This is a genomic window from Moraxella sp. HMSC061H09 (assembly GCF_001809255.1).
GTDB lineage: Bacteria > Pseudomonadota > Gammaproteobacteria > Pseudomonadales > Moraxellaceae > Moraxella > Moraxella catarrhalis.
The window spans coordinates 196,169-222,341 of the sequence record NZ_KV796849.1; the positions used below are offsets into that span (position 1 = coordinate 196,169).

26 protein-coding genes are annotated in these 26,173 nt (G+C 39.5%); 15 read left to right on the top strand and 11 right to left on the bottom strand.

Annotation, left to right across the window (positions count from 1 at the left end; translation table 11 throughout):
- Positions 1-2: 2 nt before the first annotated feature.
- From HMPREF2573_RS09065 to HMPREF2573_RS05090, 5 genes are all read right to left on the bottom strand, one after another.
- Positions 3-173 (bottom strand): DpnD/PcfM family protein, encoded by a 171-nt coding sequence (locus tag HMPREF2573_RS09065; protein ID WP_003660722.1) that lies wholly within the window; start codon positions 171-173, stop codon positions 3-5.
- Positions 160-939: a DpnI domain-containing protein gene (locus HMPREF2573_RS05075; protein WP_070472781.1), complete on the bottom strand. Its 780-nt coding sequence runs from the start codon at positions 937-939 to the stop codon at positions 160-162. The genes HMPREF2573_RS09065 and HMPREF2573_RS05075 overlap by 14 nt, the downstream gene beginning before the upstream one ends.
- A 161-nt stretch (positions 940-1,100) precedes the next feature.
- Complete coding sequence (locus HMPREF2573_RS05080) at positions 1,101-1,319, bottom strand: DNA adenine methylase (RefSeq protein ID WP_003660726.1); 219 nt, start codon at positions 1,317-1,319, stop codon at positions 1,101-1,103.
- A gap of 124 nt (positions 1,320-1,443) precedes the next feature.
- Positions 1,444-1,701 carry a hypothetical protein gene (locus HMPREF2573_RS05085; protein ID WP_003663280.1) on the bottom strand — a complete coding sequence of 86 codons (258 nt, stop codon included), beginning with the start codon at positions 1,699-1,701 and terminating at the stop codon, positions 1,444-1,446.
- Positions 1,685-1,945: a type II toxin-antitoxin system TacA family antitoxin gene (locus tag HMPREF2573_RS05090; protein WP_003663281.1), complete on the bottom strand. Its 261-nt coding sequence runs from the start codon at positions 1,943-1,945 to the stop codon at positions 1,685-1,687. Before HMPREF2573_RS05090 ends, HMPREF2573_RS05085 begins: the two co-directional genes overlap by 17 nt.
- 259 nt (positions 1,946-2,204) lie before the next feature.
- On the opposite strand from HMPREF2573_RS05090, the gene HMPREF2573_RS05095 reads away from it, so the two are divergent.
- Genes HMPREF2573_RS05095 through HMPREF2573_RS05100 form a run of 3 tightly spaced genes read left to right on the top strand, consistent with a single transcriptional unit; the run spans position 2,205 to position 2,951 of the window.
- Positions 2,205-2,432 (top strand): DUF2188 domain-containing protein, encoded by a 228-nt coding sequence (locus HMPREF2573_RS05095; RefSeq protein WP_003663282.1) that lies wholly within the window; start codon positions 2,205-2,207, stop codon positions 2,430-2,432.
- Between the two features lie 38 nt (positions 2,433-2,470).
- Entirely contained in the window at positions 2,471-2,689 is a 219-nt protein-coding gene (locus HMPREF2573_RS09070) for a YodC family protein (RefSeq protein WP_077655999.1), read from the top strand.
- The gene (locus HMPREF2573_RS05100; protein WP_003663284.1) at positions 2,682-2,951 is read left to right on the top strand and encodes a DUF6953 family protein; all 270 of its coding nucleotides are present in this window, start codon (positions 2,682-2,684) and stop codon (positions 2,949-2,951) included. Before HMPREF2573_RS09070 ends, HMPREF2573_RS05100 begins: the two co-directional genes overlap by 8 nt.
- A gap of 39 nt (positions 2,952-2,990) precedes the next feature.
- On the opposite strand, the gene HMPREF2573_RS05105 is transcribed toward HMPREF2573_RS05100, so the two are convergent.
- Both HMPREF2573_RS05105 and HMPREF2573_RS05110 read right to left on the bottom strand, forming a co-directional pair.
- The gene (locus HMPREF2573_RS05105) at positions 2,991-3,209 is read right to left on the bottom strand and encodes a hypothetical protein (protein ID WP_227497462.1); all 219 of its coding nucleotides are present in this window, start codon (positions 3,207-3,209) and stop codon (positions 2,991-2,993) included.
- A gap of 74 nt (positions 3,210-3,283) precedes the next feature.
- On the bottom strand, positions 3,284-6,211 hold the full coding sequence (locus HMPREF2573_RS05110) for a valine--tRNA ligase (RefSeq protein WP_070472784.1): 2,928 nt from the start codon (positions 6,209-6,211) through the stop codon (positions 3,284-3,286).
- A 287-nt stretch (positions 6,212-6,498) separates the two neighbouring features.
- On the opposite strand from HMPREF2573_RS05110, the gene HMPREF2573_RS05115 reads away from it, so the two are divergent.
- On the top strand, positions 6,499-7,956 hold the full coding sequence (locus HMPREF2573_RS05115) for a DASS family sodium-coupled anion symporter (RefSeq protein WP_196759429.1): 1,458 nt from the start codon (positions 6,499-6,501) through the stop codon (positions 7,954-7,956).
- Positions 7,957-8,040: 84 nt separating this feature from the next.
- Here the strand turns inward: HMPREF2573_RS05115 and HMPREF2573_RS05120 are convergent, their stop codons facing one another.
- Positions 8,041-8,889: a Rossmann-fold NAD(P)-binding domain-containing protein gene (locus HMPREF2573_RS05120; RefSeq protein ID WP_003666111.1), complete on the bottom strand. Its 849-nt coding sequence runs from the start codon at positions 8,887-8,889 to the stop codon at positions 8,041-8,043.
- A 1-nt stretch (position 8,890) separates the two neighbouring features.
- On the bottom strand, positions 8,891-10,738 hold the full coding sequence (locus HMPREF2573_RS05125) for an Lnb N-terminal periplasmic domain-containing protein (protein WP_070472788.1): 1,848 nt from the start codon (positions 10,736-10,738) through the stop codon (positions 8,891-8,893).
- 134 nt (positions 10,739-10,872) lie between these two features.
- On the opposite strand from HMPREF2573_RS05125, the gene ampD reads away from it, so the two are divergent.
- The 6 genes from ampD (at position 10,873) to HMPREF2573_RS05155 (ending at position 15,818) form a co-directional block, all read left to right on the top strand.
- Positions 10,873-11,460: a 1,6-anhydro-N-acetylmuramyl-L-alanine amidase AmpD gene (gene ampD, locus HMPREF2573_RS05130; protein WP_003672940.1), complete on the top strand. Its 588-nt coding sequence runs from the start codon at positions 10,873-10,875 to the stop codon at positions 11,458-11,460.
- Between the two features lie 176 nt (positions 11,461-11,636).
- On the top strand, positions 11,637-13,187 hold the full coding sequence (murJ, locus tag HMPREF2573_RS05135; RefSeq protein WP_003659184.1) for a murein biosynthesis integral membrane protein MurJ: 1,551 nt from the start codon (positions 11,637-11,639) through the stop codon (positions 13,185-13,187).
- Positions 13,188-13,383: 196 nt separating this feature from the next.
- Positions 13,384-13,899, top strand: coding sequence for a hypothetical protein (locus HMPREF2573_RS05140; RefSeq protein WP_003660737.1), 516 nt, complete (start codon positions 13,384-13,386; stop codon positions 13,897-13,899).
- 288 nt (positions 13,900-14,187) lie between these two features.
- The gene (gene fdxA / locus HMPREF2573_RS05145) at positions 14,188-14,511 is read left to right on the top strand and encodes a ferredoxin FdxA (RefSeq protein ID WP_003659181.1); all 324 of its coding nucleotides are present in this window, start codon (positions 14,188-14,190) and stop codon (positions 14,509-14,511) included.
- A 175-nt stretch (positions 14,512-14,686) separates the two neighbouring features.
- Positions 14,687-15,139: a CopD family protein gene (locus HMPREF2573_RS05150; RefSeq protein WP_003659180.1), complete on the top strand. Its 453-nt coding sequence runs from the start codon at positions 14,687-14,689 to the stop codon at positions 15,137-15,139.
- A gap of 151 nt (positions 15,140-15,290) precedes the next feature.
- Positions 15,291-15,818: a protein disulfide oxidoreductase gene (locus tag HMPREF2573_RS05155; protein ID WP_003667753.1), complete on the top strand. Its 528-nt coding sequence runs from the start codon at positions 15,291-15,293 to the stop codon at positions 15,816-15,818.
- Positions 15,819-15,977: 159 nt separating this feature from the next.
- Here HMPREF2573_RS05155 and HMPREF2573_RS05160 read toward each other — a convergent pair whose 3' ends face one another.
- Together HMPREF2573_RS05160 and HMPREF2573_RS05165 are read right to left on the bottom strand one after the other, a co-directional pair.
- Entirely contained in the window at positions 15,978-17,477 is a 1,500-nt protein-coding gene (locus tag HMPREF2573_RS05160) for an alanine/glycine:cation symporter family protein (RefSeq protein ID WP_070472791.1), read from the bottom strand.
- Positions 17,478-17,639: 162 nt separating this feature from the next.
- Entirely contained in the window at positions 17,640-18,947 is a 1,308-nt protein-coding gene (locus tag HMPREF2573_RS05165; protein WP_070472794.1) for a solute carrier family 23 protein, read from the bottom strand.
- A gap of 654 nt (positions 18,948-19,601) precedes the next feature.
- On the opposite strand from HMPREF2573_RS05165, the gene HMPREF2573_RS05170 reads away from it, so the two are divergent.
- The 5 genes from HMPREF2573_RS05170 to lspA all read left to right on the top strand — a co-directional run bounded on the left by HMPREF2573_RS05170 (position 19,602) and on the right by lspA (position 26,096).
- Positions 19,602-20,609, top strand: a complete 1,008-nt coding sequence (locus HMPREF2573_RS05170) for an aKG-HExxH-type peptide beta-hydroxylase (RefSeq protein WP_003672151.1) — start codon at positions 19,602-19,604, stop codon at positions 20,607-20,609.
- Complete coding sequence (locus HMPREF2573_RS05175) at positions 20,593-20,994, top strand: carboxymuconolactone decarboxylase family protein (RefSeq protein WP_003660749.1); 402 nt, start codon at positions 20,593-20,595, stop codon at positions 20,992-20,994. Before HMPREF2573_RS05170 ends, HMPREF2573_RS05175 begins: the two co-directional genes overlap by 17 nt.
- Positions 20,948-22,213, top strand: coding sequence for an MFS transporter (locus HMPREF2573_RS05180; RefSeq protein WP_227502634.1), 1,266 nt, complete (start codon positions 20,948-20,950; stop codon positions 22,211-22,213). Before HMPREF2573_RS05175 ends, HMPREF2573_RS05180 begins: the two co-directional genes overlap by 47 nt.
- Before the next feature lie 150 nt (positions 22,214-22,363).
- Positions 22,364-25,591: an isoleucine--tRNA ligase, N-acetyltransferase domain-containing gene (ileS, locus tag HMPREF2573_RS05185; RefSeq protein ID WP_310790504.1), complete on the top strand. Its 3,228-nt coding sequence runs from the start codon at positions 22,364-22,366 to the stop codon at positions 25,589-25,591.
- Positions 25,584-26,096 carry a signal peptidase II gene (gene lspA, locus HMPREF2573_RS05190; protein WP_003669222.1) on the top strand — a complete coding sequence of 171 codons (513 nt, stop codon included), beginning with the start codon at positions 25,584-25,586 and terminating at the stop codon, positions 26,094-26,096. The genes ileS and lspA overlap by 8 nt, the downstream gene beginning before the upstream one ends.
- Positions 26,097-26,173: the final 77 nt, after the last annotated feature.

Below are 26,173 nucleotides of genomic sequence, written 5' to 3' on the forward strand. Positions count from 1 at the left end.
TTTTAATCAGAAACATCATCAAATTCCACCAAAACAAAATCACCCCAATCCAGTACAATATCTTCATTTTGATAGGATTCTTGTACGATACGAATGGCTTCATCAATGTTACTTGCTTGAATCTCAATAATTTTTGATAAAGTCTCTTGAAGTTGTATTTTATAGGTTTGCATATTTTACCTTTTTATATCGACCACGGGCAACGAATTCAATCAATCCTTTATCTCTTAAAATTTGCAACTGCTGTCTAATTTTATCTTTAATAAAGTTATTGTTTGGGTATTTTATTTTTAATATCTCTTCAAAATCATAAATATCTTTTAGGTTAAAAGTATCTTTTGAAATACTATCTATACACATCATTATGTCCAATATCCAACCTCTTGACTCTATATTCTTAGTGCGAATAAATAAGGTATTATTAAAATGTTCTTGCACCAAATTTTGATTAATTATTTGAGAATTTTTGACCAAAAAAATTTTACCAAAATCAACAACATTGGATATATCAATATTGCATCCAACCCAGCCTACACGCCTTGCATTGGGCGACAAAGGCTTTCTTTTGATAATAATACTTGGAGTAAAAAATTGTTTTGGTATAATCAAAAAATCATTAACTCGCCACTGTTTATCATAAGTTAAGAAGAAAAAGTTTGGGCTGTTATTAGCGTTGATACGCTCTATCATCGTTGCATAAGCACCGTCTGTTATTACATTGGGCAAACGACCATTTTTACTTTTTAACTCAAATTCTTCGAGGCAATTTTGACAGTAAAAATCAGCAACAGGTCGATTGTTTTCAAATTCAGATAATGGCAGATTTCCGCATTTGGGACAATATGAGTTATTCAACACCCAATTTTCAGTTAAAACTCTTGCAATTTGAGCCTTACTACTGTATTCATTTGCTAAGTTTTTATCAAAATATAAATTCATCGTCTTTTACATGCCCTATACTCTCTTTATCTTTTTATGGCATCTACCCATATCCAATCTAATTGAATGTCATTTAACAAACATCACAATCCACTAAATTAAAATGACAGCCAAATAAAAATAATAAACCCAATACTTTGTTTATCTTTTAAAGATTAGAGCTAATGTGGGTAAACATTGATTAAATCGGCATTGTAATCATTGATGATAAGCTGTTTTAGATGTGGCAAATCGGACAATGCCCATAAGGACACCGCCCCACCACCAACGAAAGGTTCTACCAAACAAAAATCTTGTGAGTAAACAAAATCAGGCAAGCGTTTTTGAATTTTATCAAGCAAAGAATTCTTACCGCCCGCCCATTTTATAAAAGGTTTCATGACTTTTCTATTGTTTATCATAATAAGTTAAGCACATAGACCAAAAGATGATCCATTTGCTGTTGTTAGGATCACAAATTCCCCAACGCCCCCACCTGCTTCTCCACTTCCACCAATTGCCCAATCAACACGCAACCAATCGGAGCGGTTGGGTGCTGTTTTTTGAGAAAAACAGGGTCATCAGCTTGGCAAATGGCGGTATTGGACAGGGTGTAAAACCCGCGATTTTTTGAGTTTGGTCATCAAACGCACAATAAACCACCGCTTCATAACGCTTAATGTATTGACTGGCACGAATTTTTAAAAAATCATTCAGCACCGCCACGCCACAATCAAAACTCTCCCTATCAAAACTTTTGTCAAATTTAACGACCGATAACACGATAGCCCCTTGCCAAAAGTGCGTTTATCTCATCAGACGGCTCATCGTCAAGCATGGCAAGGGCTTTTTGCCATTCATCTTGATTTAGATAAATGGTTTCGGACTGTTCTAGACTTAGGGCTTTTTCGTAGGCACTTTGAGCCATAAAGCTACTGACCGACACGCCAAGACATTGGCTTGCCTTTTCAATCAAGGCTTTGGCGTGGGGTGTGGTGCGGATATTGATACGTTCGGTTGCTGGCATAGTGTGTCCTTTTGGTGTCGGATTGATGTACAATGGGGGATTGAGGTGGGTGTCAAGCGTAAATACAGCTAAATTAAGCACTTAAAAAATTAATACTAAAAATTTTAACACAATATATTGAAAAAAATTTGAAAGAACACATAATATATAGTGCATGTATGGCTAGTATACTTATTTTTAATACTTAAGAATGATAACTATCCTTACAAGCAATTTATAAAGTAAATCCAATAACCCCCTTAATTTAGGAGAATATTCCATGGGTAAAAATCAGCACGTTGTGCCGCACAAAGACGGTTGGGCAGTTCAAGGCGAAGGTAACTCAAAACCAACACGAGTTACCAGTACACAAAAAGAAGCCATTCAGATTGCACAAGATATTGCACGCAATCAACAATCTGACACCAAGATCCATGGTAGAGATGGAAAGATTCGTGCAGGCAATAGTTATGGAAATGACCCATTTCCACCAAAAGACACTAAATAGTTGGAGATTTTAGGATGAAAAATGAAAGTGTTAAATAAATATTTGCCGTTGGACAAGTTGTAAAATTAAAGTCAGGCGGTCCAAACATGACGGTGAAGGCTGTATTGTCAGATAATCCAAGCATGGTAATGAGATATGTAACAGAATCGAAAGATTCTTATCAATACCAATGGTTTGCAGGAAAAAAATTAGAATCCGGTATGTTTCCGCATAGCTCTTTAATCATCGTAGACGACAAAGAGTCTACAAATGAATGAGCTTGATACTGTTGTTGATTGGATGTTAATTCGGTTAAATCAAGACACTTGTCTTTATCAAGATGATGTTATAGATTATTTAATTAAAGCCAATCTTGAACACTTGACAGCTGAAAATGCTGAAGGTAATCAGGTCTTGAGGGATAAAGTTCTTGCAGTATTCAAACAAAAAACATTAGACGATGTTGTTTGGGTTCAAAGGGGATTGTATTGGCGGTTTAGGGTTTTAGAGGATGAGCCAAGTAGAATGGCAAGGTGGTAACAAAAAAAAGGGGGTTGTGTTTTTCACAACCCCCTATGTCTAGTCAATAGAAGGATGTTTTAAAATGAGTGCACCGTTCTCTATTTCAACTTGTTTGTAGTTATTGTTTAGAAAATGCTCTTTTAATGCATTTTCTACCTTGTCATTCAGGGCTTCTTGTGGAAGTTTGTATTTAGTTGTATATTCTTCGCAGAAACGATCCTCAGTTACTGTTAATTGGATACTATTAATTAAATCCTTTAATGCATTTGGACTCATGGTTAACCTCGTGGACTGGAAATAAAGTAGGGTGCCATACATATACACCCTGCTATACACTAAATTAAAAAAGCTTACAACTGCTTCAACGCCCCCACCTGCTTCTCCACTTCTGCTAACTGCCCTTGTAACTCAGAGAGTTTGGCTCGTTCTGCTTCTACCACCTGAGCGGGGGCTTTGGCGATAAAGTTGTCATTGGACATCTTTTTGTTAATGGCATCTGCTTGGGTTTGCAGTTTATCACGCACTTTATTTAGGCGGTTTAGTTCAGCGGTCGGGTCAATCAAGCCTTTCATGGGGACAAGCACTTTCATTTGTCCAACCATGCCAGATGATGATAATGGCACCTCTTCGCCAGTTTTGACAATCGTTAGGCTGTCTACTTTGGCAAGGGTTTTAAATTGATTGTCAATGCGTACAAGGCTTGCTTTTTGTTCATCGCTTGCCCCTTGAATTAGCACAGGCAGACGCACGGCATTGCCCAGTTTCATCTCGCCACGAATGTTTCGCACCGCACCGATAAGGCTTTGTAGCCATGCCATGTCGCTTTCGGCTTGTTCGTTGATTTTGCTGTCATCACACTTGGGGTAGGTACTTAGCATGATGCTTTCACCTGTTTTGCCCAGCAGTGGCGTGATGGTTTGCCAAATCTCTTCGGTGAGATAGGGCATGATGGGGTGGGTCATTTTCATTGCCATTTCAAGCACAAAGAGTAGCACATAACGGATTTGAGCTTTTCGCTCATCGCTGACTGTGCTGTCTTGTCCTGATGCGTTTAAGCTGGATTTGGCAAACTCCACATACCAATCGCAGTATTCATTCCAAATAAATTCATAAATGGCTTGGCTCATCAAGTCAAAACGGTACTGGCTTATATGCTCGTGAATGTCATTGATGGTGGCGTTTAGGCGGCTGATGATCCAGTGTTCAGGCAACTGCCAAAGCTTAGGGTTGGCGGATTTATCAATGTTTTGGGGACGGCCATCTTTGTCAATGCAGTTCATGAGTACAAAGCGAGTGGCATTCCAAATTTTATTACAAAAATTACGATATCCTTCAATGCGTTTTAAGTCAAAGTTAATGTCTCGCCCTGTGCTGGCAAGTGATGCGTAGGTAAATCGCAGGGCATCTGTGCCAAAGGCTGGGATACCGTCAGGGAATTCTTGGCGGGTTTGTTTGGCGATGTTGTCCGCCTCTTTTGGGTTCATCAACCCTTGGGTGCGTTTGTTGACCAGATTTTCCAAATCAATGCCATCAATTAAGTCAATGGGGTCAAGCACATTGCCTTTGGATTTGCTCATTTTTTGCCCTTGGCTGTCTCTGACCAGACCATGCACATAAACGGTCTTAAAGGGGACTTGGGGCTTGCCATCTTTGTCTTTGATAAAGTGCATGGTCATCATAATCATGCGAGCAACCCAAAAGAAAATGATGTCAAATCCTGTTACCAGTACGCTTGTTGGGTGAAAGGTTTGTAGGGCATCGCCATAATCATCAAAGCTGGTCTGACCTGTCCAGTCAAGCGTGCTAAATGTCCACAGAGCCGAGCTAAACCAAGTATCTAGCACATCATCATCTTGGCGAAGGGGGGTATCGGCTAAGCTGTATTTGGCACGCACTTCGCTTTCATCACGCCCCACATACACATTGCCATTGTCATCATACCATGCAGGGATACGATGCCCCCACCACAGCTGACGGCTGATGCACCAGTCTTGGATATCACGCATCCATGCCATGTACATGTTGGTGTATTGTTGTGGCACGAATTGAATGTCGCCATTTTGCACCGCTTCAATCGCTGGTTTGGCAAGGGTTTCAATCGCCACATACCATTGGTCGGTCAAAAGTGGTTCAATGACTGTACCGGAGCGGTCGCCACGGGGGGCTTTTAGGGTATAAGGTTCAATTTTTTCAAGCCAGTTTTCGTTTTGGGCTTGTTCTATGAGTTTTTTACGAGCGGCAAAACGCTCAAGCCCTGCATAGTCGGCAGGGGCGGTGATGTGGTTAGAAATCGGCTCTCCCACTTTGGCAATCAAGTCAAATTCAGCTTTTATGCACGCATCTTCATCAAAAATATTAATGAGCGGTAATTCGTGGCGTTTACCAAGCTCATGGTCGTTAAAGTCATGGGCTGGCGTGATTTTGACGCACCCTGTACCAAAATCTTTTTCTACATAATCGTCCGCCACGATAGGCACTTCACGCCCGCTAATGGGCAGGACGATGGTTTTACCAATCAAATGGGCATAACGCTCATCATCAGGGTGTACCGCCACCGCACTGTCGCCAAGCAGGGTTTCAGGGCGTGTGGTTGCCACCACCAGATAATTTTTACCGTCTTGGGTTGTCAAACTTTGGTCGGCAAAATGATATCTAAAATGCCACAAACTGCCTTGCTCTTCTACGCTTTCTACTTCTAAGTCAGAAAGGGCGGTGTGTAGTTTTGGGTCCCAGTTTACCAAGCGTTTGCCGCGATAAATCAAGCCCTCATCATAAAGCCGCACAAACACCTCTTTGACCGCCTGCGACAGACCGTCGTCCATGGTAAAGCGTTCACGAGACCAGTCCACGGACGACCCCAAACGGCGAATTTGGCGAGTGATGGTGTTACCTGACTGCTCTTTCCACGCCCAAATCTTGTCAATGAACTTCTCCCGCCCCAAATCATGACGGCTGATGCCTTGTAACCCAAGCTGACGCTCCACCACCATCTGTGTGGCGATGCCTGCGTGGTCGGTACCGGGCTGCCAAAGCGCGTTATGACCCATCATGCGATGATAGCGGGTTAATGTGTCCATGATGGTGTTGTTAAAGCCATGCCCCATATGGAGCGAACCTGTGACATTGGGCGGCGGCAAGGCAATAGAGAAAGCGTTTTGTTTGTCGCTCATGGCGGGGTTTGGTTGGGGGTTAAAATAGCCTTGTTGTTCCCAAATCTTGTACCATTTTTGTTCAATATTTGCTGGATTATAATTGGTTGATAAATTGTCTATGCTCATGGGATAACTCTCTGATGATTTATAATAAAAAATGACATTTAATCAACTATTTTACCGTAAATTCGCCAGTTTGTGGGGATTTTCATGGGAGAATTTATCAGATGGATGGTATTTATTTACCCAATGGTTTAACTGATATCATTTTAATTTATGACTTTTTATTAAACTATTATTATCGTATAATAAAATTAAAATAATTTTAAATTACTCAAAAAATAATTAAAACACCTGTACTGTGGTTTTATATTCACTTCTACAAATAAATAGGTATAAAAATGTCTGTGAAAATCGGCTTTAAACCCATGCCATTAGTCATCGCCATTGCCCTTTCGGTGACGATTCTTTTAATTCCAACACCTGAGGGTGTGACTGACCAAGCTTGGAATTTGCTTGCGTTATTTGTTGGCGTGATTGCTGCAATTATTGGTAAAGCAATGCCCATTGGTGCCTTATCAATCTTGGCAATCACTTTGGTCGCTGTTACAGGTATTACAGTCGCCGATGGTGGCAGTGCTAATGATGCCATGAAAGATGCGTTATCAAGCTTTGCCAATCCGCTGATTTGGCTGATTGGGGTGTCTATCATGATTTCTCGTGGTTTGCTGAAGACGGGTTTGGGTGCGCGTATTGGTTATATATTCATTGCCATCTTTGGTAAAAAAACCTTGGGTATTGGCTACAGCTTGGCTTTTAGTGAGCTGATTTTAGCGCCTGTTACGCCCAGTAATACCGCTCGTGGTGGTGCAATCATGCATCCGATTATGCGGGCAATTGCTGACAGTTTTGACTCATCACCAAGTAAAAACACTCAAGATACGATCGGTAAATACCTTGCTTTGGTTAATTATCATAGTAACCCCATCAGCTCAGCAATGTTCATCACCGCAACAGCACCAAACCCATTGGTGGTGAATCTCATCGCCGAAACTTTGGGCAGTGAGTTTCGCTTAAGCTGGAGTCAATGGGCGTGGGCAATGTTAATTCCAGGTTTGGTGGCATTTGCCTTGATGCCGTTGGTGCTGTACTTTGTCTCTCCACCCAAAATTAAAAATACACCCAATGCGGTAACATTTGCCAAAGCAAAACTGTCTGACATGGGTACGATGAGCCGAGATGAAATCATCATGTTGGCGATTTTTGCCGTTTTGTTACTGTGTTGGGCAGGCGTGCCAAATTTATTATTTAATTTCCCCATTAATGCTACCGCTACCGCCTTTATTGGTTTAAGCTTACTACTCTTATCAGGTGTGCTGACCTGGGAGGATGTGACTGCCGAAAAAGGTGCTTGGGATACGATCGTTTGGTTTGCAGCTTTGATTATGATGGCGACATTTTTAAATAAGCTTGGATTGATTACATGGTTTTCATCCAGCCTTGAAACACACATCGCAAGTTTGGGTTTGAGCGGCTTATCAGCAGGTCTTTTATTACTGATCGCATATATGTATGCACACTATATGTTTGCCAGTACGACAGCGCACATTACCGCAATGTTTGGTGCGTTTTTATCGGCAGGTGTTGCCTTGGGTGTGCCACCAATGCTTTTTGCCTTGCTGATGGCGGCGGCATCAAGCATCATGATGACTTTGACGCACTATGCCACAGGCACCTCTCCTGTGATTTTTGGATCAGGTTATACCACTTTGCCAGAATGGTGGAAAGCTGGCTTTGTGATGAGCGTCGTTAATATCATCGTGTTCACCCTGATTGGTGGTCTATGGTGGAAAGTGTTGGGTTATTGGTAAATCCAAATAAAAAGCGGATATTAATCCGCTTTTTTTATGGGAAATAAATGGCGTTTTAGATACCAAGATGGTATAGATAGTCGACTAAGATCTGATCAAATGTGCAATCACAGCATCGTATCCTATCTGATAATTAGGATAGCTTAGCCAATTGGTATTAATGTTTGCAATAATCCGTTTGCCACTTGGCGGATCAAAGATAGGTGTGACAGATGGGTAATTCAGACTTTTTGCGATATACTCAAGCACCTCAAAACTTGTCACAGGTGTATTATCTGTCGCAAGGTACAACGACTTGGGGCAATCACTCACCAAAATTTGATACAAACAATTCACCAAATCGCTATCCATGATGCGGTTGGTATAATGATGGCGTGGAATACCAACCAAATGGGCTTGGCGTGCCTGCTCAATGAGTCTTATGCTATTTTTATGATAAATCCCGCCAGCACGCACAATAATGGCACGCTTGCCAAAGGTTTGCCAAAGCAAGTCTTCGGCGTCTTTTAATATCTGAGCGGTATCAGTTATGGGTAGTGCAGGCGCGGTCTCATCAATCCACTCGCCTTGGTTTTGACCATAAACCGATGTTGATGACACAAATAACACTTGCTTTAGCTTTTGCTGCCACTCACATGATTGATTTGCCAAACCTACAATATGCTGACACACTGCCAAATAGCTTTTTTGATAATCCAAAGTCGACGCTCGCCCTATATTTGATGGCGTGATAATGATGGCAAGGTGCGTGGTATCTTTGACATCATCCAAGGTCAAAGTCTTGGCGTCTTTTTGTAAAAAATGAATATATTTAGCCAAAGTGCCATATTCATGCAAGCGTCTAGCCACGGTTTTGACAGTATGAGCTTTTGCCAATCTGATTGCCAAAGGCTTGCCGATATTACCTTGACCAATCATTAAATAATTTGCCATCTTAAAAATACCTTTGTACTGATAACATCGCTTGAGTTACATAATCGCTGTTTAGTTTTTCACGCTGGGCAGTCAGACGCACGGCATGATAAGGTGCGATATCTGCTTGTATGCCAATACTCAAGGCAGGCTGAAAATAACCCGAGCGGTCACTTGGTGCATTATCAAAATGGTAATAATAAGGCAATGATAACTGCATTAAACCACGCAAATTCTCGTTAGCATAATGAATGCAGCCAATATCAGTACCAGCTCTCAAACGATAGCCTTGATTAACCCGCCCTATCTGTGTACCGCCACCTACCAATGTATAACAAGTCGTATTCGCAAGCTCGCCGCTATTTTGGCGAACCTGCCCAAAATTCCATGATTTGCCTGCCTTTATATCCATATCCAACACCAAATGATGATGATTGGCTTTATTGGATGCATCAATCGTTCGTGTCAAACCTGTATGAAATGCCATTGCCAAGCCCACACCTTTTTTAACGGTTGCATTATTTTTGGCAGTATTGGCAGGATTTAGGCTACGAGTTGAAAAAATCGTTAAGTCTTCAAGCCTAAGCATACTGCCATCAGTAATCAGTCTGGCTGACATCACTTGTAAATCCAACAAAGACCTAACACCTTGAGGATTATCCAGTAAATCTTGATAGGCACCATTTAATTGAATGCCATAAACTGCACGATCACTAAGCCGAGTATCCAGACCTATACCAAAACCAAACCGATGCACAGGCATTGCATGTACAGGGCTATTGCGATTTGGGGCAAGATGGGCAATATCAAAATTCTCGCCATTATTAAGCTTAGCTTGCCTAATGGTTGAGTTTGATGGGATAAATTTTTGGTCTGTCACCATGCCTACCTGACTTAAAATCGCTGCAATGCGTGAGGGAATGGCAATATTACCGATATCAGCTTGTATATTCCCTTCGGGACGAACCACATCAATTAATCTGACAATTTCGGTCGCACAATTATCATGTGTAAAAAAATACGGACGCTTCATCTCTTTAACCTCCCAAATATGACGGACAATCTGCGTCACTTCTTTGGGTGTTAAATTCAGACTAAATTGCCACAAATCTCGTTCGTCTTTGACCAAATAGTCATCTGCCTTTTTTTGATAAGGCATAATTTCCATCACGGCCGGATAGCCTCCAGAGGCGGATTTGACTGTTGAGACAATGACGCCATCAGCTTTGTTGGGCTGTACGGTGTAATTAATCGCAGTGGCGGCTTTATCTTCATCTTGCCCATCATCGACACGCATCAGCACATGCGCAAAAGCAGAAGCAATATTATTGGGATGTTCTTCGGCAAAAATCAGCGACAAACGCTTGGCATTGAGTGTATCGGCAAAGGCATGAAAATCGCTGCACTGCCTATCATCAACACCGCTATCAATATCTTGAGTTGCCAACGCTTGGGTTAAAAAATGCGTCCGTGCAACAAAGCGGCATACGGCGTCACCATCACCTCTTTGCATGGCGGATAATGTGGCGATAAGTTCAGCATAGGCATCGTGATACCCATTTTGTGCCAAAAAAAATTTAGGGTTATCAATACTGCTGTTATCATGCTCAACAGGCGTATCTTGAAATAATAACAGTCGCCGCCACGCTGCCGATTGGCTGATGCTTTGTAAGGTTTTATCACTTAGTCCATAAGGATTCATCATCTGATCGACTTTTGTATCAACGAAGCCATCTTGTCTGCTAACAGCGTTTGGCTTGATTTGAGTGGTATCAGTGATGACATTGGCAGCATAAGATGGCAAACTCATCACAAATGGCAGTATAAAGATGCCCAAAGATATGGCACTAAATTTGGTGGTATGCTTCATGCTATCTTCCAAAATCTCAATAATACGGCTTATTGTAGCACAGCTTAATCCCAGCAATTGACTGTTTTTGAACTGTTTTTGATATGATAAATTGTGCTAAAATAATTTTATCATCAGTCAAATCGGTCTATCTTATGTGTTCAGCTTTTGTGATACAACATGGAATTTTACAGGGTGCGACATTCATCCAATCTGAAAATTTTAATGCTCGTCCTGCTGACAAAACAGGTCTCATAACAGGCATTGTTATTCACAATATCAGCCTACCTCCTTCACAGTTTGGGCAAGTCAATGCCGATGGCGTACATCATGTCAAGGCTTTTTTTCAAAATCAGCTCAACCCCGATGATCATGTATACTTTCAGGGCATTCATACACTCAAAGTATCTGCACATTTATTCATCGAACGCAATGGCAGCGTGACGCAATTTGTCAATTTTAATGATCGTGCGTGGCATGCGGGACAATCTGCCTATTTGGGTCGTCAAAACTGCAACGACTTCACCATTGGTATTGAACTTGAAGGGGCTGATGATATACCCTTTGAAGCTGTCCAGTATCAAGCTCTTGGTCAAATCATTGTTGCTATTTATGATGCCTATCCTGCCACACGCCGCCATTTAATGGGGCATAGCGACATTGCCCCCCACCGAAAAACTGATCCAGGTAAGTATTTTGACTGGCAAAAGCTGCGTACTTTGGTCGCTCAAATGATGATTTAAGCAGCTTGTCAAGTCAGCCAAGACCCTTTGAGTTCATTAAATCAATCAAGTCATGATCGCTTGACATCTTAGCTTACAAAATTTTTATCACTTTTATTGATAAAGTATCCAAGAAAACTAAGCAAATTAGTGAAAAACCAAGTAAAATAACACATTTTTGATAAGTTTATATTAAGATGGCAAAATCTCGGCTCTTTCGCTCCACCGTCATTGTCAGTTCCATGACCATGCTTTCTCGTATTTTAGGTTTAATCAGAGACATGGTTTTGATGAGTGTTTTTGGTGCTGGTGGGTTGATGGATGCGTTTTTAGTTGCCTTTAAAATCCCCAATTTTTTACGCCGCCTGTTTGCCGAAGGGGCATTTTCCCAAGCCTTTGTTCCTGTATTAACTGAGTACAAAGAAGCACGCACTTTAACTGAGGTGCAACTGCTGATTGCTCGTGTCTCTGGCGTATTATCCTTGGTGCTACTTGTATTGACGGTGGCGGTTATCTTTTTGGCACCTCAAGTGGTGTATTTATTCGCACCAGGTTTTGCCGATGACCCCCAAAAGTTTGACACTACCGCCAAGCTGTTACGCTTGACTTTCCCTTATTTATTATTCGTCTCCATGACGGCATTTTTTGGTAGCATTCTACAAAGTTATGGAAGATTTGCAGCACCCGCCTTTGCTCCTGTATTACTAAATCTTTGTATGATTGGCGGTACATTAATATTAGCACCAATGCTTGATAAGCCAATCATGGCATTGGGTTATGCTGTCGCCATTTCAGGCATTTTGCAGCTGCTCATACAGTTGCCACAGCTTTGGCAACAAAAACTGCTTATTCCACCCAGTATTAGCTTTAAAGATGAAGGCGTTAGGCGTATTTTAAAGCTCATGCTGCCTGCCATTTTTGGGGTATCCGTCACCCAGATTAACTTATTATTAAGCACCGTATTTGCCTCATTAATGATTGCAGGTTCAGTATCATGGATGTATGCTGCCGAACGCTTAAGTGAATTGCCATTAGGACTCATTGGTGTGGCGATTGGTACGGTGATTTTACCAAGCCTATCATCAAGTCGTGCCAAGTCAGATGATGAAAATTTTCGCCAAACGCTAGACTGGGCTGCCCGCTTAATTCTTGTCATCGGTATACCAGCCAGTCTTGCGATATTTGTTTTATCAGATATTTTGATGGATGCTTTATTTGTGCGTGGTCAATTTACCCACCAAGATGCCTTGATGAGTGGTATTGCTCTAAAGTCTTTATCAGGAGGGATCTTAGGATTTATGCTCATTAAAATTTTTGCACCTGCATTTTTTGCAAATCAAGACACCAAAACGCCTGTTAAAATTGGCATCATTTCAGTATTTGCTAATATGATTTTTAGCGTCGTATTTATTGGGCTATTTTATTTAATGAAACTGCCTTTACATGGTGGATTGGCCTTGGCAACCACAGCAGCAAGTTTTGTTAACGCAGGTCTACTCTATGCCGTTTTACATCGCCGTGGTATCTATCGTTTTGGTACTCACTGGAAAAAGATGATACGACAATTTGTGATTGCCAATATTGCCATGGTGATTAGCTTATCTGTCATTTTGCCCTTATATCCAATTGATGCTAATCACTGGCTCAAAATTGCCATCTTGCTGGGCATATGCGGTTTTGGGGCAATCATTTATGGTATCACACTACTCATCACTGGTTTTCGCCCAAGTCAGCTTAAGCATGGCTGAGCTGTCATTATATATTCTACTGTCATTATACATGATACCCTGCCGTACCATTGACATAAGCAATACAAAGCACACAAAAAAAATTACTTGTAACTTTTTATAATTATCGTAAAATGTAACGATTAAGATGACACATATATAAAATAGCCAGACAGCATATACCGCATTCGCATTAAATTACTCAAGGAAAATAACCATGTCAACGCCTGTTAGTCAGCCTGTCGCCACTCAAATTGACCCCACCTTAGATTTAGAAAAAATCCGTTCTGAGTGCCAATCTTTAGCCAAATCTCGAGCCAAAGTCTCAGCAGGTGCTGCCGTCATTCCCTTGCCATTTTTAGATGTTGCCGTTGATGTGGCAATGCTAACTAAGCTGTTACCTGAAATTACCGAACGCTTTGGTCTAAAAGATAAAGCCAATTTAGATACCTCAACCGAAGAAGCACGCAAGCAAAATATCAAAGATCGCATTGTCTCTGTTGGTGGCTTGATTGCTGCTCGTGGCGTCGTTAATAAGACCATTCAAGGTTTTGGCGGACGCTTTATTGGTAAGCAAATCAGTAAATTTATCCCATTAGGTGGCTCAATGGTGGCAGCATCATTAGGCTATATGATTTTTAAAAAAATTGCTTTTGATCACATTGAAGAATGCTATAACATTGCCAAGCAATCTCAACGCCAAGAGACAAGCTCACAGGATTTTAATGCTTAATTGATATATCCAAGATATTCATTTTAGTTTATCTAAATGATTATGATTCGTATCATCAAAGCTCTAAGCGATATTTATTTGCAATCGCTTAGAGCTTTTGCTTATTTTGGAAATCTTTTTTCACTTTTAGCATAATAAATATCAGACTTTTATTTGAGAAAATCTCATAAACAGGCTAAAATAGTCTTGATTTGGACAGCTGTCCATTTTGTGCTTTTTTGTCATTCTTTAATTTTTTATTCCTACGGGCAGCAATTTACCGCCCCAGCCAATCGCTAAGGTAAGAACATGACTTTTGTTGTAACTGATAACTGTATCCGCTGTAAATATACCGACTGTGTTGAAGTTTGTCCTGTTGATTGCTTTTATGAAGGTCCTAATTTTTTGGTCATCAATCCTGATGAATGTATTGATTGTGCTTTGTGTGAACCTGAATGCCCTGCCAATGCCATTTTCTCTGAAGATGAAGTTCCAAGCGGTCAAGAAGAATTTTTAAAAATTAATGAAGAGTTATCCGCTGTTTGGCCAAACATCACCGAGAAAAAAGACGCCCTACCTGACTATGAAAAATGGGATGGTGTTGAGGGTAAACTTCAATATTTAGAACGCTAAATCACAATACCATCATTTAAAAATAATTCATAAAAAAGATGGTTTGTAAAAAATATGACTGGTATCTCGTGTTAATACCGCACTTTATCATCATAGAATTTATACTCATAAGACGCACAGCATCAGTATTTGTACTCATAAGCAATGATTTAATTAAATTTTATCAAGGCGATTTATGAACTTTTGGTTATTATTTTGGCATATTTTGGGTGCCTGTATTTGGGTTGGTGGTCATTTATATCTGTGTCTGTGCATATTACCCAAGGCTGTGCGTCATCAGGACAGCCAACCCATCTTAAACTTTGAAAATAGTTTTGAAAAATTGGGCATGACTGCTTTGATTGTGCAGGTCTTGACGGGCTTTTATATGGCACATAAATATTTGCCCAGCTTTGGCATGCTCACTGATTATCATAACCAAATTTCAGTACTGATTAGCATGAAAATCACATGGCTAATATTCACCATACTGACGGCTTTATCCGCTCAGCTTATCGTCATTCCAAGATTAAAAAAAGACTTGGGTAATGCTAAGTTACGCCATATATTTGCTGGACATATTATCTTGGTAACCGTATTGGGGCTGGCATTTATGACAACTGGGGTATTATTTCGGACAGGATTTTAATATCAGCCGATGATTGTTACAGATATGGCTGATGGTGCTACAGATAACTCGTTATCATGCCAAATTTTGTTTTGGTCGCTTGTTGATCAGTTAGCACAATCGTTAATCAATGCTTTAAAATAAGTCAGGCTTATCACGATAAAATATTATGATGAATATGCGTTTACCGACCTTGCCCATGATATTAAAATCATCATTAGCGATATTTAAATATCTGGTATTATTTCTCATCATTTATCTGTTGATTAACTGGTTGCGTCAGCCTATCATGCCCGTTAAACCCAATTTACAATTAAAAGATTATCAAGGCACTCCCATTGATATTGCTGCCATCAGCCAAGAATCACCTGTCTTGGTATATTTTTGGGGAAGCTGGTGTCATGTGTGCACCATCACCTCACCTAAAGTCAATCAACTACACCAAGATGGTTATTCTGTCGTCAGTATCGCTGTCAAATCAGGAGATAACGCACAACTTGGTCAATATTTACAAAGACATCAATATCATTTTACGACTATTAATGATACCGATGGACAAATATTCGCCAACTGGCAAGGACAAGTGACGCCATCGTTTGTTATTTTATATCAAGGAAAAATGACTCAAGGCATGGCAGGTATTTCACCATTATGGATGCTAAAGTTACGCTTAGTATTACATCATTATCTACCCATATAGAGTATGCACCCTTAAAATATAATGATGGTGAAATTTTGATACAAAAACAATCCATTTTTATAAATCATCCAGTATAACTCGTGTTATAAAGGCAGACTTTCTAATAATACACAAAAAAAATCCAGTCTCAAGAACTGGATTTTTAATTAACCAACTGGGCTACCAAATATCAGATTTGACTTTTTGTTTAAGTTTGGGATGGTTGTCAAGCTTAAAAATAGGATAAGCTACACCTAATTTGAGTTGTGATTGATAATCATGAATCAGCACAAAAACATATCTTGATAATAATAAAATGGCAATCAAGTTAATAAATGCCATTGTCCCCATGGTCAAATCACCCATATCCCAAACAACATCAACTTTTACGACCGCACCAAAGTACACAAATCCCAATACCAGCAGGCGAAACAGTGTCAAAACTTTTGTATTATTTTTCAAAAATTGCATATTAGACTCAGCATAAGCATAATTACCAATGATGGTTGAGAATGCAAAAATAAATAAAATAATGGCTAAAAAATACTGGCCCCAGCTACCCACATGACTTTCAAGTGCCGCTTGTGTCAACTGAATACCAGATAAATTGGCTGCATTGTCAGGCATTTGTGCCAATAAAATGATAAATGCGGTACATGAACAAACAATTAAAGTATCCACAAATACCCCAAACATCTGAATCATGCCTTGGTCTAACGGATGTTTGACACTGGCAGCAGCAGCTGCATTGGGTGCAGAGCCTTGACCTGCTTCGTTTGAGTATAAACCTCGTTTAATGCCCTGCATCATCGCAACAGATACCATAGAGCCAAAGAGTCCGCCACCTGCTGCTTCAAAAACAAATGCTTTTTCAAAAATCAGTGCAATGATTGATGGTATGGCGGTTATGTTCATCAAGATAATAGCCAGAGCCACCAAAATATAAATCAATGCCATGATCGGTACAACCATTTCGGCAATCTTTGCCACACGGCGAATGCCACCAAAAATAATCGGTGCGGTCAAAATCACCAACAACGCCCCAATCATGTGCTTATAACTTTGCCATTGATTTTGGCAAATGTCATCTTCTACCACACAGCCTAATGCTGATTGTATGGCAAGTGTGATGGTATTAGATTGAATGGATTGATAAACTAAACCAAAACACACAATCAATGCCAAGGCAAACAAACACCCAAGCCATTTTTGACCAAGACCTTGTTCAATATAATACGCAGGTCCACCTCTGAACTGACCTGTTGTGGCATCACGCACCTTAAATAACTGTGCCAAGCTTGACTCTGCTAATGCTGAACACATACCAATCAAGGCAATCAGCCACATCCAAAATACCGCACCAGCACCGCCAATACCAATTGCAATTGCGACACCTGCAACATTGCCCACGCCCACACGGCTTGCCAACCCTGTCACAAATGCCTGAAAGCCTGAAATACCTGCATCATCATGCTGATTGCGACTACCAAGCATGGATTTGATACTACGGCCAAATAAACGAAATTGTGCCACACCTGAAAATAGCGTAAAAAATAGCCCAATACCAATCAGCATCCAAATCAGTATATCCCAAAGCGGCGTACTCACAGTCGTTACGACACAATGCAGCCCATCAACAAATCCAGACTTAGCCAAACAAGATATCGGATTATCGTACATAATTTTTCAATCCAAAAAAAGATGGCATAAACGCCATCCGTTGTTTTATAACCATGCTTTGAATTTGCCTTACTTGGCAAATGTCAGGATTATATAACAAATTTTCTCATAAATCACGAAAATTTTACTTTGTGTAAACTTTTTTAAACCAATGATTTGCCATTATTTAACTCTCGAAGAATTGAACTCTCGAAGACTTAAAAACCAATGTAGAATGATTGCCGCAAAAGTCGCTGTACCAATACCGCCAAGATTAAAATTTCCAACCATCAAACCAAAATCACCCGTACCCAAAATGATGGTAATGGCAGCAACCATAAGATTTTTGTTATTGGCAAAATTAACTTTATTATCAATCCAAATCTTAGCACCAGCAATGGCAATCAAACCAAATACCACAATGGACGCCCCTGTCAAAACAGGGCTAGGAATGGTCTGAATCATTGCACCAAATTTGGGAGAAAATCCCAAAATCATGGCAAATATGCCTGCCAGTACAAAAATGAGTGTTGAATAGACACGAGTTACCGCCATCACACCAATATTTTCGCCATAAGTGGTCATACCTGTGCCGCCCACACTTGCTGATAATGCTGTTGCTACGCCATCGGCCACAAATGCTCTGCCAAGATACGGTGTTAAATTTTCTCCCGTCATCGCACCCACCGCTTTGATATGACCAAGATTTTCAGCCACCAAAATAAATGCAACTGGTGCAATGATTGGCAAGGCATTGGTATCAAAAGTTGGGCTGCTAAAATTTGGCAATCCAAACCAATCGGCATCAGTAATTAAAGCAAAATTAATCGGCTCACCTAAACCCAAAATATTGGTCGCTATCACATAAATTGCATATGCCATCACCAAACCTATCAGTAGTAACAAACGCTGTAAAAATCCATGTGCAAAAACCGCAATCATACCCATACATAACACAGTCATCAATGCCATCCATAAATCAAACGGCTTGCCTTGCACACCGCTGACGGTAATTGGGGCTAAGTTTAAGCCGATAATCATCACCACCGCACCTGTCACAACGGGTGGCATGAGTTTTTCAATCCATTGTGTGCCTGTTGCCATCACAATAAAACCAATGACAGCATACAAAAAACCACAAGCGATGATACCACCTAACGCCACTGATAGATTTGAATTAGCGCCGCTGCCTGTGGCATGTGCTGTTGCTGTTGCCACCACACCAATAAAAGCAAAACTTGAACCCAAATAACTCGGAACACGCCCGCCTGTCATCACAAAAAATAAAATGGTACAAATCCCGCTCATCATAATCGCAAGATTGGCATCAAATCCCATCAGTAAAGGTGCAAGCACCGTTGCCCCAAACATCGCCAAGACATGCTGCAATCCCAACATAATACTCTGCCCAACTGGCAGATATTCATTCGTTGCCACAGGCTGTGTGTTAATATCACCTGTATAAGGTTGCCATTTTGGAAACCAGCTCATACGCACTCCAAATCACTCAAAAATAATGTTAATATTGTACTATACTTAGCATGATAAAAAGTATCAAAACTTTTTCAGCCTCTTAAAAATGAAGCCGATTGTAAATATCACATTTATGCTGCTTTTTGAGATGATAAGGAATTATATTTATATTTTGTATTTGATAATATTCCATCCGCCCCCACCAAATAATTTGTAACTTTCTTAATTTTGTCTTATAATAGGCAGTTTACTAAATTTAGCCAAAAGCGAGATACGCCATGACTGAGTCCATTGACTACAAGAACACCCTAAATCTTGCCGATACCGCTTTTTTTGGGTTGAATATTGAAAAAAATATATTAAAAACAATGGTTTAATAAAAAAATTATGCTAATTTATAAAAAATTCTTAACATCTTGTTTTTTTAACTTAGAATCAAAGAACCATAGGCTGATGAGGTATTTTAGGTTATGGTGTTTATCTTTTTCATTTATATAAGGAATTATGTTAAAGCAATTAGACCTAAGCAAAGCTGTTGGGCTTAAAAACCAATCAAACTGCAAAACAATTATGACAATTGGTGTTAAAGATAAGAAGTAATGCCAATCAAAAAGACACTGGGTTAAAATCTGGTGTCTTTTTGTTTTATTGATTAAGTATTAAGGACGATGAATGAATTTTAATGATATTTATAATCCAAACCAATCTTTGGCAATTGTATTGCGTGGTGCAAATAATGAAAAGATTGTAGATTCTTTTTATTATTTGTTGGATGTTTGCGATGAAATCTTAGATAAAGATTTCAAGAAAAATATAGCCAAAAATATAGAGTTTGCAGAATCTCACTCCATATTGGGAGGTATCTTATTCCACTTTATTAATCACCTTGTTAAATCAATTACAAAAAATAATATTTATGAAATAAATGATGTGTTTATTTCTTTTAATAAATTTATCTCGTTTTATGATAGAGAAAAAATAATTTTCTCTGGTGTGGGAGATGTGGGCAACCTGTACTTAAATCAGTTTAATAAAATTAATGATGATGCTTATGAATTTTCCTGCAAACCAATTAATGTTAATTTAATTGATGAGTATAAGTTAAAAATTAATAATCTTATGAATTTTATTAAGGATATTGATTTTGAAACTTATATGGAAATTGACAATATAGTGGATGATATATATGTATTTGGCGTAGACTTTAAAGATAGTCAAGAAATGGTTTATTCTGGAAGTGACTTTGATAAACTAGGCTGTATTTTTTTCAATGAAGAGATTTTTGTTGATAAAGATGATTTGTTTATCTTAGATAAGATTATACACGAATCTGCTCATCAAATATTGTTATCTGTAATGATACATGATGAAGTTGTGCTTAACTCAGATGATGAGCGTTATCCATCACCCCTTAGAACTGGCTTAAGAACAATGAATGGTATATATCACGCAGCTTTTGTTTTGTATAGAATAGCACGATTTTTTAATCAAATTATCAAAAAACAAAATACTCAATATTCTTACGATGATCTGATTTCTCATATCAATAAAAATAAGGAACAATTTTTAGCTTGCTATGATGTTATTTCCAAAAATGGAAAATTAACGAATTTGGGAAGTGCCATAATTGAGAACTGTTACAAAGAATTAAAGGATATGCCTAATGAAATTAACAGATAAGTTATCCAAAGAAACCATCGAATTGATGCAAAGATTTAATGACGATGCAGTAAGAAGGCTAAACGATGATTTATACCCAATAGCACCAGATTTAGTTGAAATGCTTATTGATTCAATTTATGGAAATATTTATCAAAGAGGTGTTTTGAGCATTAAAGAACGGCATATAGCAACATTATCAGCACTTATTGCTATGGGTAGTTCAGAAAGGCAATTGTCATTTCAGGGGCTAGCTGCTTATAAGCTTGGTATTACAAAAGAAGAAATTCAAGAAATATTGATACAAAACGCAATATTCAGTGGGTTTACAAGAGCAATGAATGCTGCTGTTGTGCTTGATGAAGTGTACAAGAAATATCTACAAGGAAAAGACAATGAAGCATAGGGATTTTTATGTTTATCAAGTTGCAGAAACAGTACTGAATACAAGTATTAGAACCGTTGGTTTTTTGTTTGCTTGGTTAATGCTTACCGTATTTAAAAACCCCCAGCATTTGGGGGTTTTTATTGGAACTTCTTGGGCGTGTCAGGTGTTGGCATTGTTGTTGTTTTCTTGGGTGTGCAGTCAACCAAAATTTACCATTCATAGTAAAAAGATATTACTGTGTTTTTGTGTTATTTGCTTATTATCTTTTTTGCCATTATTATTTATTCATAATTATTTTATTTTTGGTATAATTTTTGTTATTAGTTCTATTTTTACCATTCTTTTAAATCCGTTAGGGACAAGCCTTACCAATGACTTGTATGGTGGTAACAATAAATCAAATGGTTTTAAGGTGCGTGGATTTGTCAATTCCATCAATACCATCTTGTCTCCCGCTATTTCTGGGTTTATTATTCATTATTTTGGTGCACATCAAATTATATGTGCTTGTATTATTTTATCTTTTATAAGTGGCATTTTGTTTTATGGTATAAAAAATATAAAATTGCAGGAAAACTTAGAAAAACAATCAAAAAATACCTTTAAAATATTACTTAAAAATCCCATTGAAAGATTGATGGTTTTGGTATCATTGCTGGCTAATTTTATCATCACCCCAATGATTGCTTATATCATTCCCTATAATATAGCAAATAAATTTAAATTACCTGCATTTTATATCGGTATTAGTGAGGGTTGTTTTGGTATTGGAATGATATTGGGTAGTGTTTACTTTCTAAAATTATTCAATAAAAAAATTGGCAGTCATAAAAGTGTGGTGTGTAGCATTGTATTGGTTGCGATTGGGATTTTATTGTCTTTGTTGGACGGATTTTATCTGTTTTGCATGGCATTAATAATGATGGGTGTTGGGGTGGTAATGTTTAATATTAACAGTACCCATATTCGCTGTACAGCAACCCCAAAGGATATTCGTGCCAGTTTTGAATTTATCTTTTTGGCGTGTTGTATTGTGTTTATTCCCATTGGTGTTTTTTTGACGACTTGGGTGTTAAATAATGGATTTTTGATTTATTTTTATGGTGTGATTATTTGTTTTTTATTAATGTTGTCTGTTATGATTGATAAAAATTTAGATGTTGTTCATATCTATAAGGTAGATAATGATAAACTGGAGGGTTATTACAAAACTTACTACCCTAAAATTTATCAATAATCATTTGGGTAGTTGAGGTAAATTTTGTCTTTATAAATGTTGTGAACTAGGCTATAATCACCCATCTTCCTTTATTTTTACGAGCCAGTTATGACCGACCAAACCACCGACTACAAGAACACCCTAAATCTTGCCGATACCACTTTTGCCATGCGAGGAGACCTTGCTAAGCGTGAGCCACTTTGGTTGGAACAATGGGAAAAAGACGATGTTTATGGGCAAATTCGTCAGGCTCGCCAAGGCCGCAAAACCTATATTCTACATGACGGCCCCCCTTATGCTAATGGGCAAATTCACTTAGGCCATGTGGTTAATAAAGTCCTAAAAGATATTATCATCAAGTATAAAACCTTGGATGGTTATGACGCCCCTTATGTCCCTGGTTGGGACTGCCATGGTCTGCCCATTGAGCAAAAAGTAGAGCAAAAAATTGGTAAAGTCGGACAAAAGGTCAATGCAACAAAGTTTCGTGAAGCGTGCCGAGAGTATGCCAAAAGTCAGGTGCAACTACAAATGGCAGATTTTAAACGCTTGGGTGTGCTTGGCGATTGGGACAATCCTTATTTGACCATGAATTACCAACAAGAAGCCAATATCGTGCGAGCATTGGGAAAGATTTATGACAACGGTCATATCGTGCGTGGCATGAAACCTGTCAACTGGTGCTTAGATTGTGGTTCTGCCTTAGCTGAGGCGGAGGTTGAATACCAAGACAAAACCTCAGATGCCATCTATGTTGGCTTTGATATTGTCAATCGTGAAAACCTACCCATCATCGCCAATATCAGTGGCACGCTTCAAGCCGTCATTTGGACAACAACCCCATGGACACTGCCTGCCAACCAAGCAATCTCGGTACATGGCGATTTTGATTATGCCGTCATTAAGGGCAAAAAAACCCCCATCTTTGCACTACCAAGCCAAATTGACAGTAAAAATTTTACCCTAAGAACCCTAACCAAAGCCGATAAGCAGGCACTACAAGCGTGTGCATCCGACCCTGCCATTTGGCAATTTATGCCAACCAAACGACACCTGCCAGAGGTGTTTGAACCATTTTTTGAACAAGCAGTGAAAGATAAAGCCTATGCCATTATTGATAAGCGAACTGGCAATATCATCGGCACAACCCGTTTTTGTCATGACAATGCCAAAGATGATACCATCGGTATTGGTTTTACCTTCATCACACCCGAATTTTGGGGCAAAGGGGTAAATGATGAGATTAAACACACCTTATTAAACCACGCCTTTAAATACAGAAATGCCGTCTGTTTTCAGATACATGAAGGCAATGACCGCTCCAAAAAGGCGGTAGAAAAATTGGGGGCAGTTTATCAAAAAGATGTAGAAAATGACTTTGGTAAAATGTGGGTCTATACCATCACAAACCCAAGCACCATCAATCACACCACCCATTTTATCGTGGCAAATGATTTGGTGGCGGATTTTAGCAAAAATGTGGCACTTGATGATGTTGAGACAATCACAACCATCAAAGGGGCGGATTTGACCGTCTTAAACGCCCAACACCCCCTTATCAGCGAACGCCAAGTACCCATCATCACAGGCGAGCATGTTACCGCTGACAGTGGTACAGGGTTGGTGCATACCGCTCCTGCTCATGGTGTGGACGACTATATTGTGGGCAACAAATACAATTTACCTGTTGAAAACCCCGTCAGTGATGCAGGCGTGTATTTGGACAATGCCAAGGTTTTTGTGGGTAAACACATCTACAAAGCGCAGCCTAAGATTATCGAGACTTTGGGGTCAAGCGGACACTTGCTTGACCACAAAAAAATCCGCCACAGTTATCCACACTGCTGGCGACACAAAACCCCCATTATTTTTCGTGCCACGCCCCAGTGGTTCATCAGCATGGAACAAAACGGACTTCGCCAAAAAGCCCTAAACGATATTAAAAATATCACATGGACACCAGCATGGGGTCAAAACCGCATTGAAGCCATGATTGATGGTCGCCCTGACTGGTGTATCTCACGCCAACGCACATGGGGTGTGCCGATTACCTTTTTTATCCACAAAGAAACAGACCAATTGCACCCACGCACCTCCGAGCTTATTGAAAAAGCCGCCCAAATCATTGAAAAAGGCGGTATTGAAGCATGGTTTGATGCTGACATTAGCGACTTTTTGGGTGATGAGAGCGGTGAGTATTACAAAGTAACCGACACACTAGATGTGTGGTTTGATTCAGGTGCAACCAATTTTGCTGTCCTAAATCACCGCAAAGAGCTATCCAACCCTGCTGATTTATATTTAGAAGGCTCAGATCAGCATCGTGGCTGGTTTCAGTCATCGTTACTGGTCAGTGAATCTATTTATGGTCGCCCACCTTATAAACAAGTTTTAACGCATGGCTTTACTGTTGATGCCAAAGGCCATAAATTATCCAAATCCAAAGGCAATACCAAGGGTTTTGAACCATCAGATATTGCCAATAAAATGGGTGTAGATATTTTGCGTCTGTGGGTAGGTTCGTCAGATTATCGCTACGAGATGGCTGTATCTAAAGAAGGCTTTGACCGTACAACCGATATGTATCGCCGCATTCGTAATACCATTCGCTTTTTACTTGCCAATACGGACGACTTTGACCCCAAAACCGATATGGTATCAACAGATAAACTCATCAGTTTGGATAAATATATCTTATATCGCACCAAACATATCCAACAAGAGATTATCCAAGCTTATCATAGCATGGATTTTCATCAAGTTTGCCAAACGGTTATGGGATTTTGTTCCCAAGACTTGGGCGGGTTTTATCTTGATATTATCAAAGACCGCACTTATACCACTAAGGCAGATGGTCTGCCACGGCGTTCAGCTCAAACGACTTTATATCACATTGCCCATGCTTTATTGCGTTGGATTGCTCCTGTTTTATCATTTACTGCCCAAGAAGCTTGGCAGGTTTTAAAAGATACACAAGGCTATATTTTTACCGCTGAATGGTACCAGTTACCAGACTTTCAGATGAATGATATCAGTCACGAAGATTGGGATAAAGTTGCCTTAATCAAAGATACGGTGAATAAGTCCATCGAGCAAGCACGCAGTGATAAAATTGTCAGCAGTAATCTGACCGCCAAAGTTACCATTACCGCTCCACAAGATATCACTGATATCTTAAATAAGTTTGGTGATGAACTACGCTTTGTATTCATCACCTCTGATGCAACCGTGAGATCTGGTGATACGCTGTCTACAACCATCACGCCTGCTGATGGCACAAAATGCGTCCGCTGCTGGCATGTTCGTACTGATGTTGGTACACACGCCGAGCATCCTGAGATTTGTGGTCGTTGTGTGCAGAATTTAGATGATGGGGAGATGCGTTTGTATGCCTAATCATTTGCTTTTAAATACCAAGCAGGTCATGGGCTATTATCTCATTGCTATTGTGGTCTTAGTCAGTGACCAGATGACCAAATTTTATTTTAAAAACACCTTTCAGCTTGGTGAGAGTGTTGAGGTCATTTCACCCATCCTAAACTGGACTTTGGCGCATAATTATGGTGCAGCGTTTAGTTTTTTGGCAGATCAAAATGGCTGGCAAAAATGGTTTTTTGCTATTTTAGGTTTGATAGTCTCAGGCTGCATCATCATTTATCTAAAAAAAGCACCAAAAACCGCCAACATCCTAAACTTAGGCTTATCATTGGTATTAGGTGGTGCTATTGGTAATGTCATTGACCGTATTTTACATAATCATGTGGTGGATTTTATCCATGTGCATTATGCTGATGTGTGGCATTATCCGATTTTTAATATTGCAGATATTGGTATTTGTGTTGGGATGGCAATGATTATTTATGACATGCTATTTTTAGAAAAAAAACGGCGATCTGTTTAAATCACCCATCGCCTGTCAAAATGGTCAAAAAATTCAATCAAAATGAGCAGATTTTTGACCATTTTGCCATAAGGTTT

Coding starts and splice junctions, on each gene's coding strand:
- HMPREF2573_RS05165 (WP_070472794.1), bottom strand. CDS start 18,947: ATGAGCTGGTTTCCAAAATGGCAACCTTATACAGGTGATATTAACACA.
- HMPREF2573_RS05100 (WP_003663284.1), top strand. CDS start 2,682: ATGAATGAGCTTGATACTGTTGTTGATTGGATGTTAATTCGGTTAAAT.
- HMPREF2573_RS05170 (WP_003672151.1), top strand. CDS start 19,602: ATGAATTTTAATGATATTTATAATCCAAACCAATCTTTGGCAATTGTA.
- HMPREF2573_RS05180 (WP_227502634.1), top strand. CDS start 20,948: ATGAAGTGTACAAGAAATATCTACAAGGAAAAGACAATGAAGCATAGG.
- HMPREF2573_RS05140 (WP_003660737.1), top strand. CDS start 13,384: ATGTCAACGCCTGTTAGTCAGCCTGTCGCCACTCAAATTGACCCCACC.
- HMPREF2573_RS05175 (WP_003660749.1), top strand. CDS start 20,593: ATGAAATTAACAGATAAGTTATCCAAAGAAACCATCGAATTGATGCAA.
- HMPREF2573_RS05150 (WP_003659180.1), top strand. CDS start 14,687: ATGAACTTTTGGTTATTATTTTGGCATATTTTGGGTGCCTGTATTTGG.
- HMPREF2573_RS05110 (WP_070472784.1), bottom strand. CDS start 6,211: ATGAGCATAGACAATTTATCAACCAATTATAATCCAGCAAATATTGAA.
- HMPREF2573_RS05080 (WP_003660726.1), bottom strand. CDS start 1,319: ATGAAACCTTTTATAAAATGGGCGGGCGGTAAGAATTCTTTGCTTGAT.
- HMPREF2573_RS05095 (WP_003663282.1), top strand. CDS start 2,205: ATGGGTAAAAATCAGCACGTTGTGCCGCACAAAGACGGTTGGGCAGTT.
- HMPREF2573_RS09065 (WP_003660722.1), bottom strand. CDS start 173: ATGCAAACCTATAAAATACAACTTCAAGAGACTTTATCAAAAATTATT.
- HMPREF2573_RS05075 (WP_070472781.1), bottom strand. CDS start 939: ATGAATTTATATTTTGATAAAAACTTAGCAAATGAATACAGTAGTAAG.
- ampD (WP_003672940.1), top strand. CDS start 10,873: ATGTGTTCAGCTTTTGTGATACAACATGGAATTTTACAGGGTGCGACA.
- murJ (WP_003659184.1), top strand. CDS start 11,637: ATGGCAAAATCTCGGCTCTTTCGCTCCACCGTCATTGTCAGTTCCATG.
- HMPREF2573_RS05090 (WP_003663281.1), bottom strand. CDS start 1,945: ATGCCAGCAACCGAACGTATCAATATCCGCACCACACCCCACGCCAAA.
- HMPREF2573_RS05120 (WP_003666111.1), bottom strand. CDS start 8,889: ATGGCAAATTATTTAATGATTGGTCAAGGTAATATCGGCAAGCCTTTG.
- HMPREF2573_RS05160 (WP_070472791.1), bottom strand. CDS start 17,477: ATGTACGATAATCCGATATCTTGTTTGGCTAAGTCTGGATTTGTTGAT.
- ileS (WP_310790504.1), top strand. CDS start 22,364: ATGCGAGGAGACCTTGCTAAGCGTGAGCCACTTTGGTTGGAACAATGG.
- lspA (WP_003669222.1), top strand. CDS start 25,584: ATGCCTAATCATTTGCTTTTAAATACCAAGCAGGTCATGGGCTATTAT.
- HMPREF2573_RS05125 (WP_070472788.1), bottom strand. CDS start 10,738: ATGAAGCATACCACCAAATTTAGTGCCATATCTTTGGGCATCTTTATA.
- fdxA (WP_003659181.1), top strand. CDS start 14,188: ATGACTTTTGTTGTAACTGATAACTGTATCCGCTGTAAATATACCGAC.
- HMPREF2573_RS05155 (WP_003667753.1), top strand. CDS start 15,291: ATGAATATGCGTTTACCGACCTTGCCCATGATATTAAAATCATCATTA.
- HMPREF2573_RS05105 (WP_227497462.1), bottom strand. CDS start 3,209: ATGAGTCCAAATGCATTAAAGGATTTAATTAATAGTATCCAATTAACA.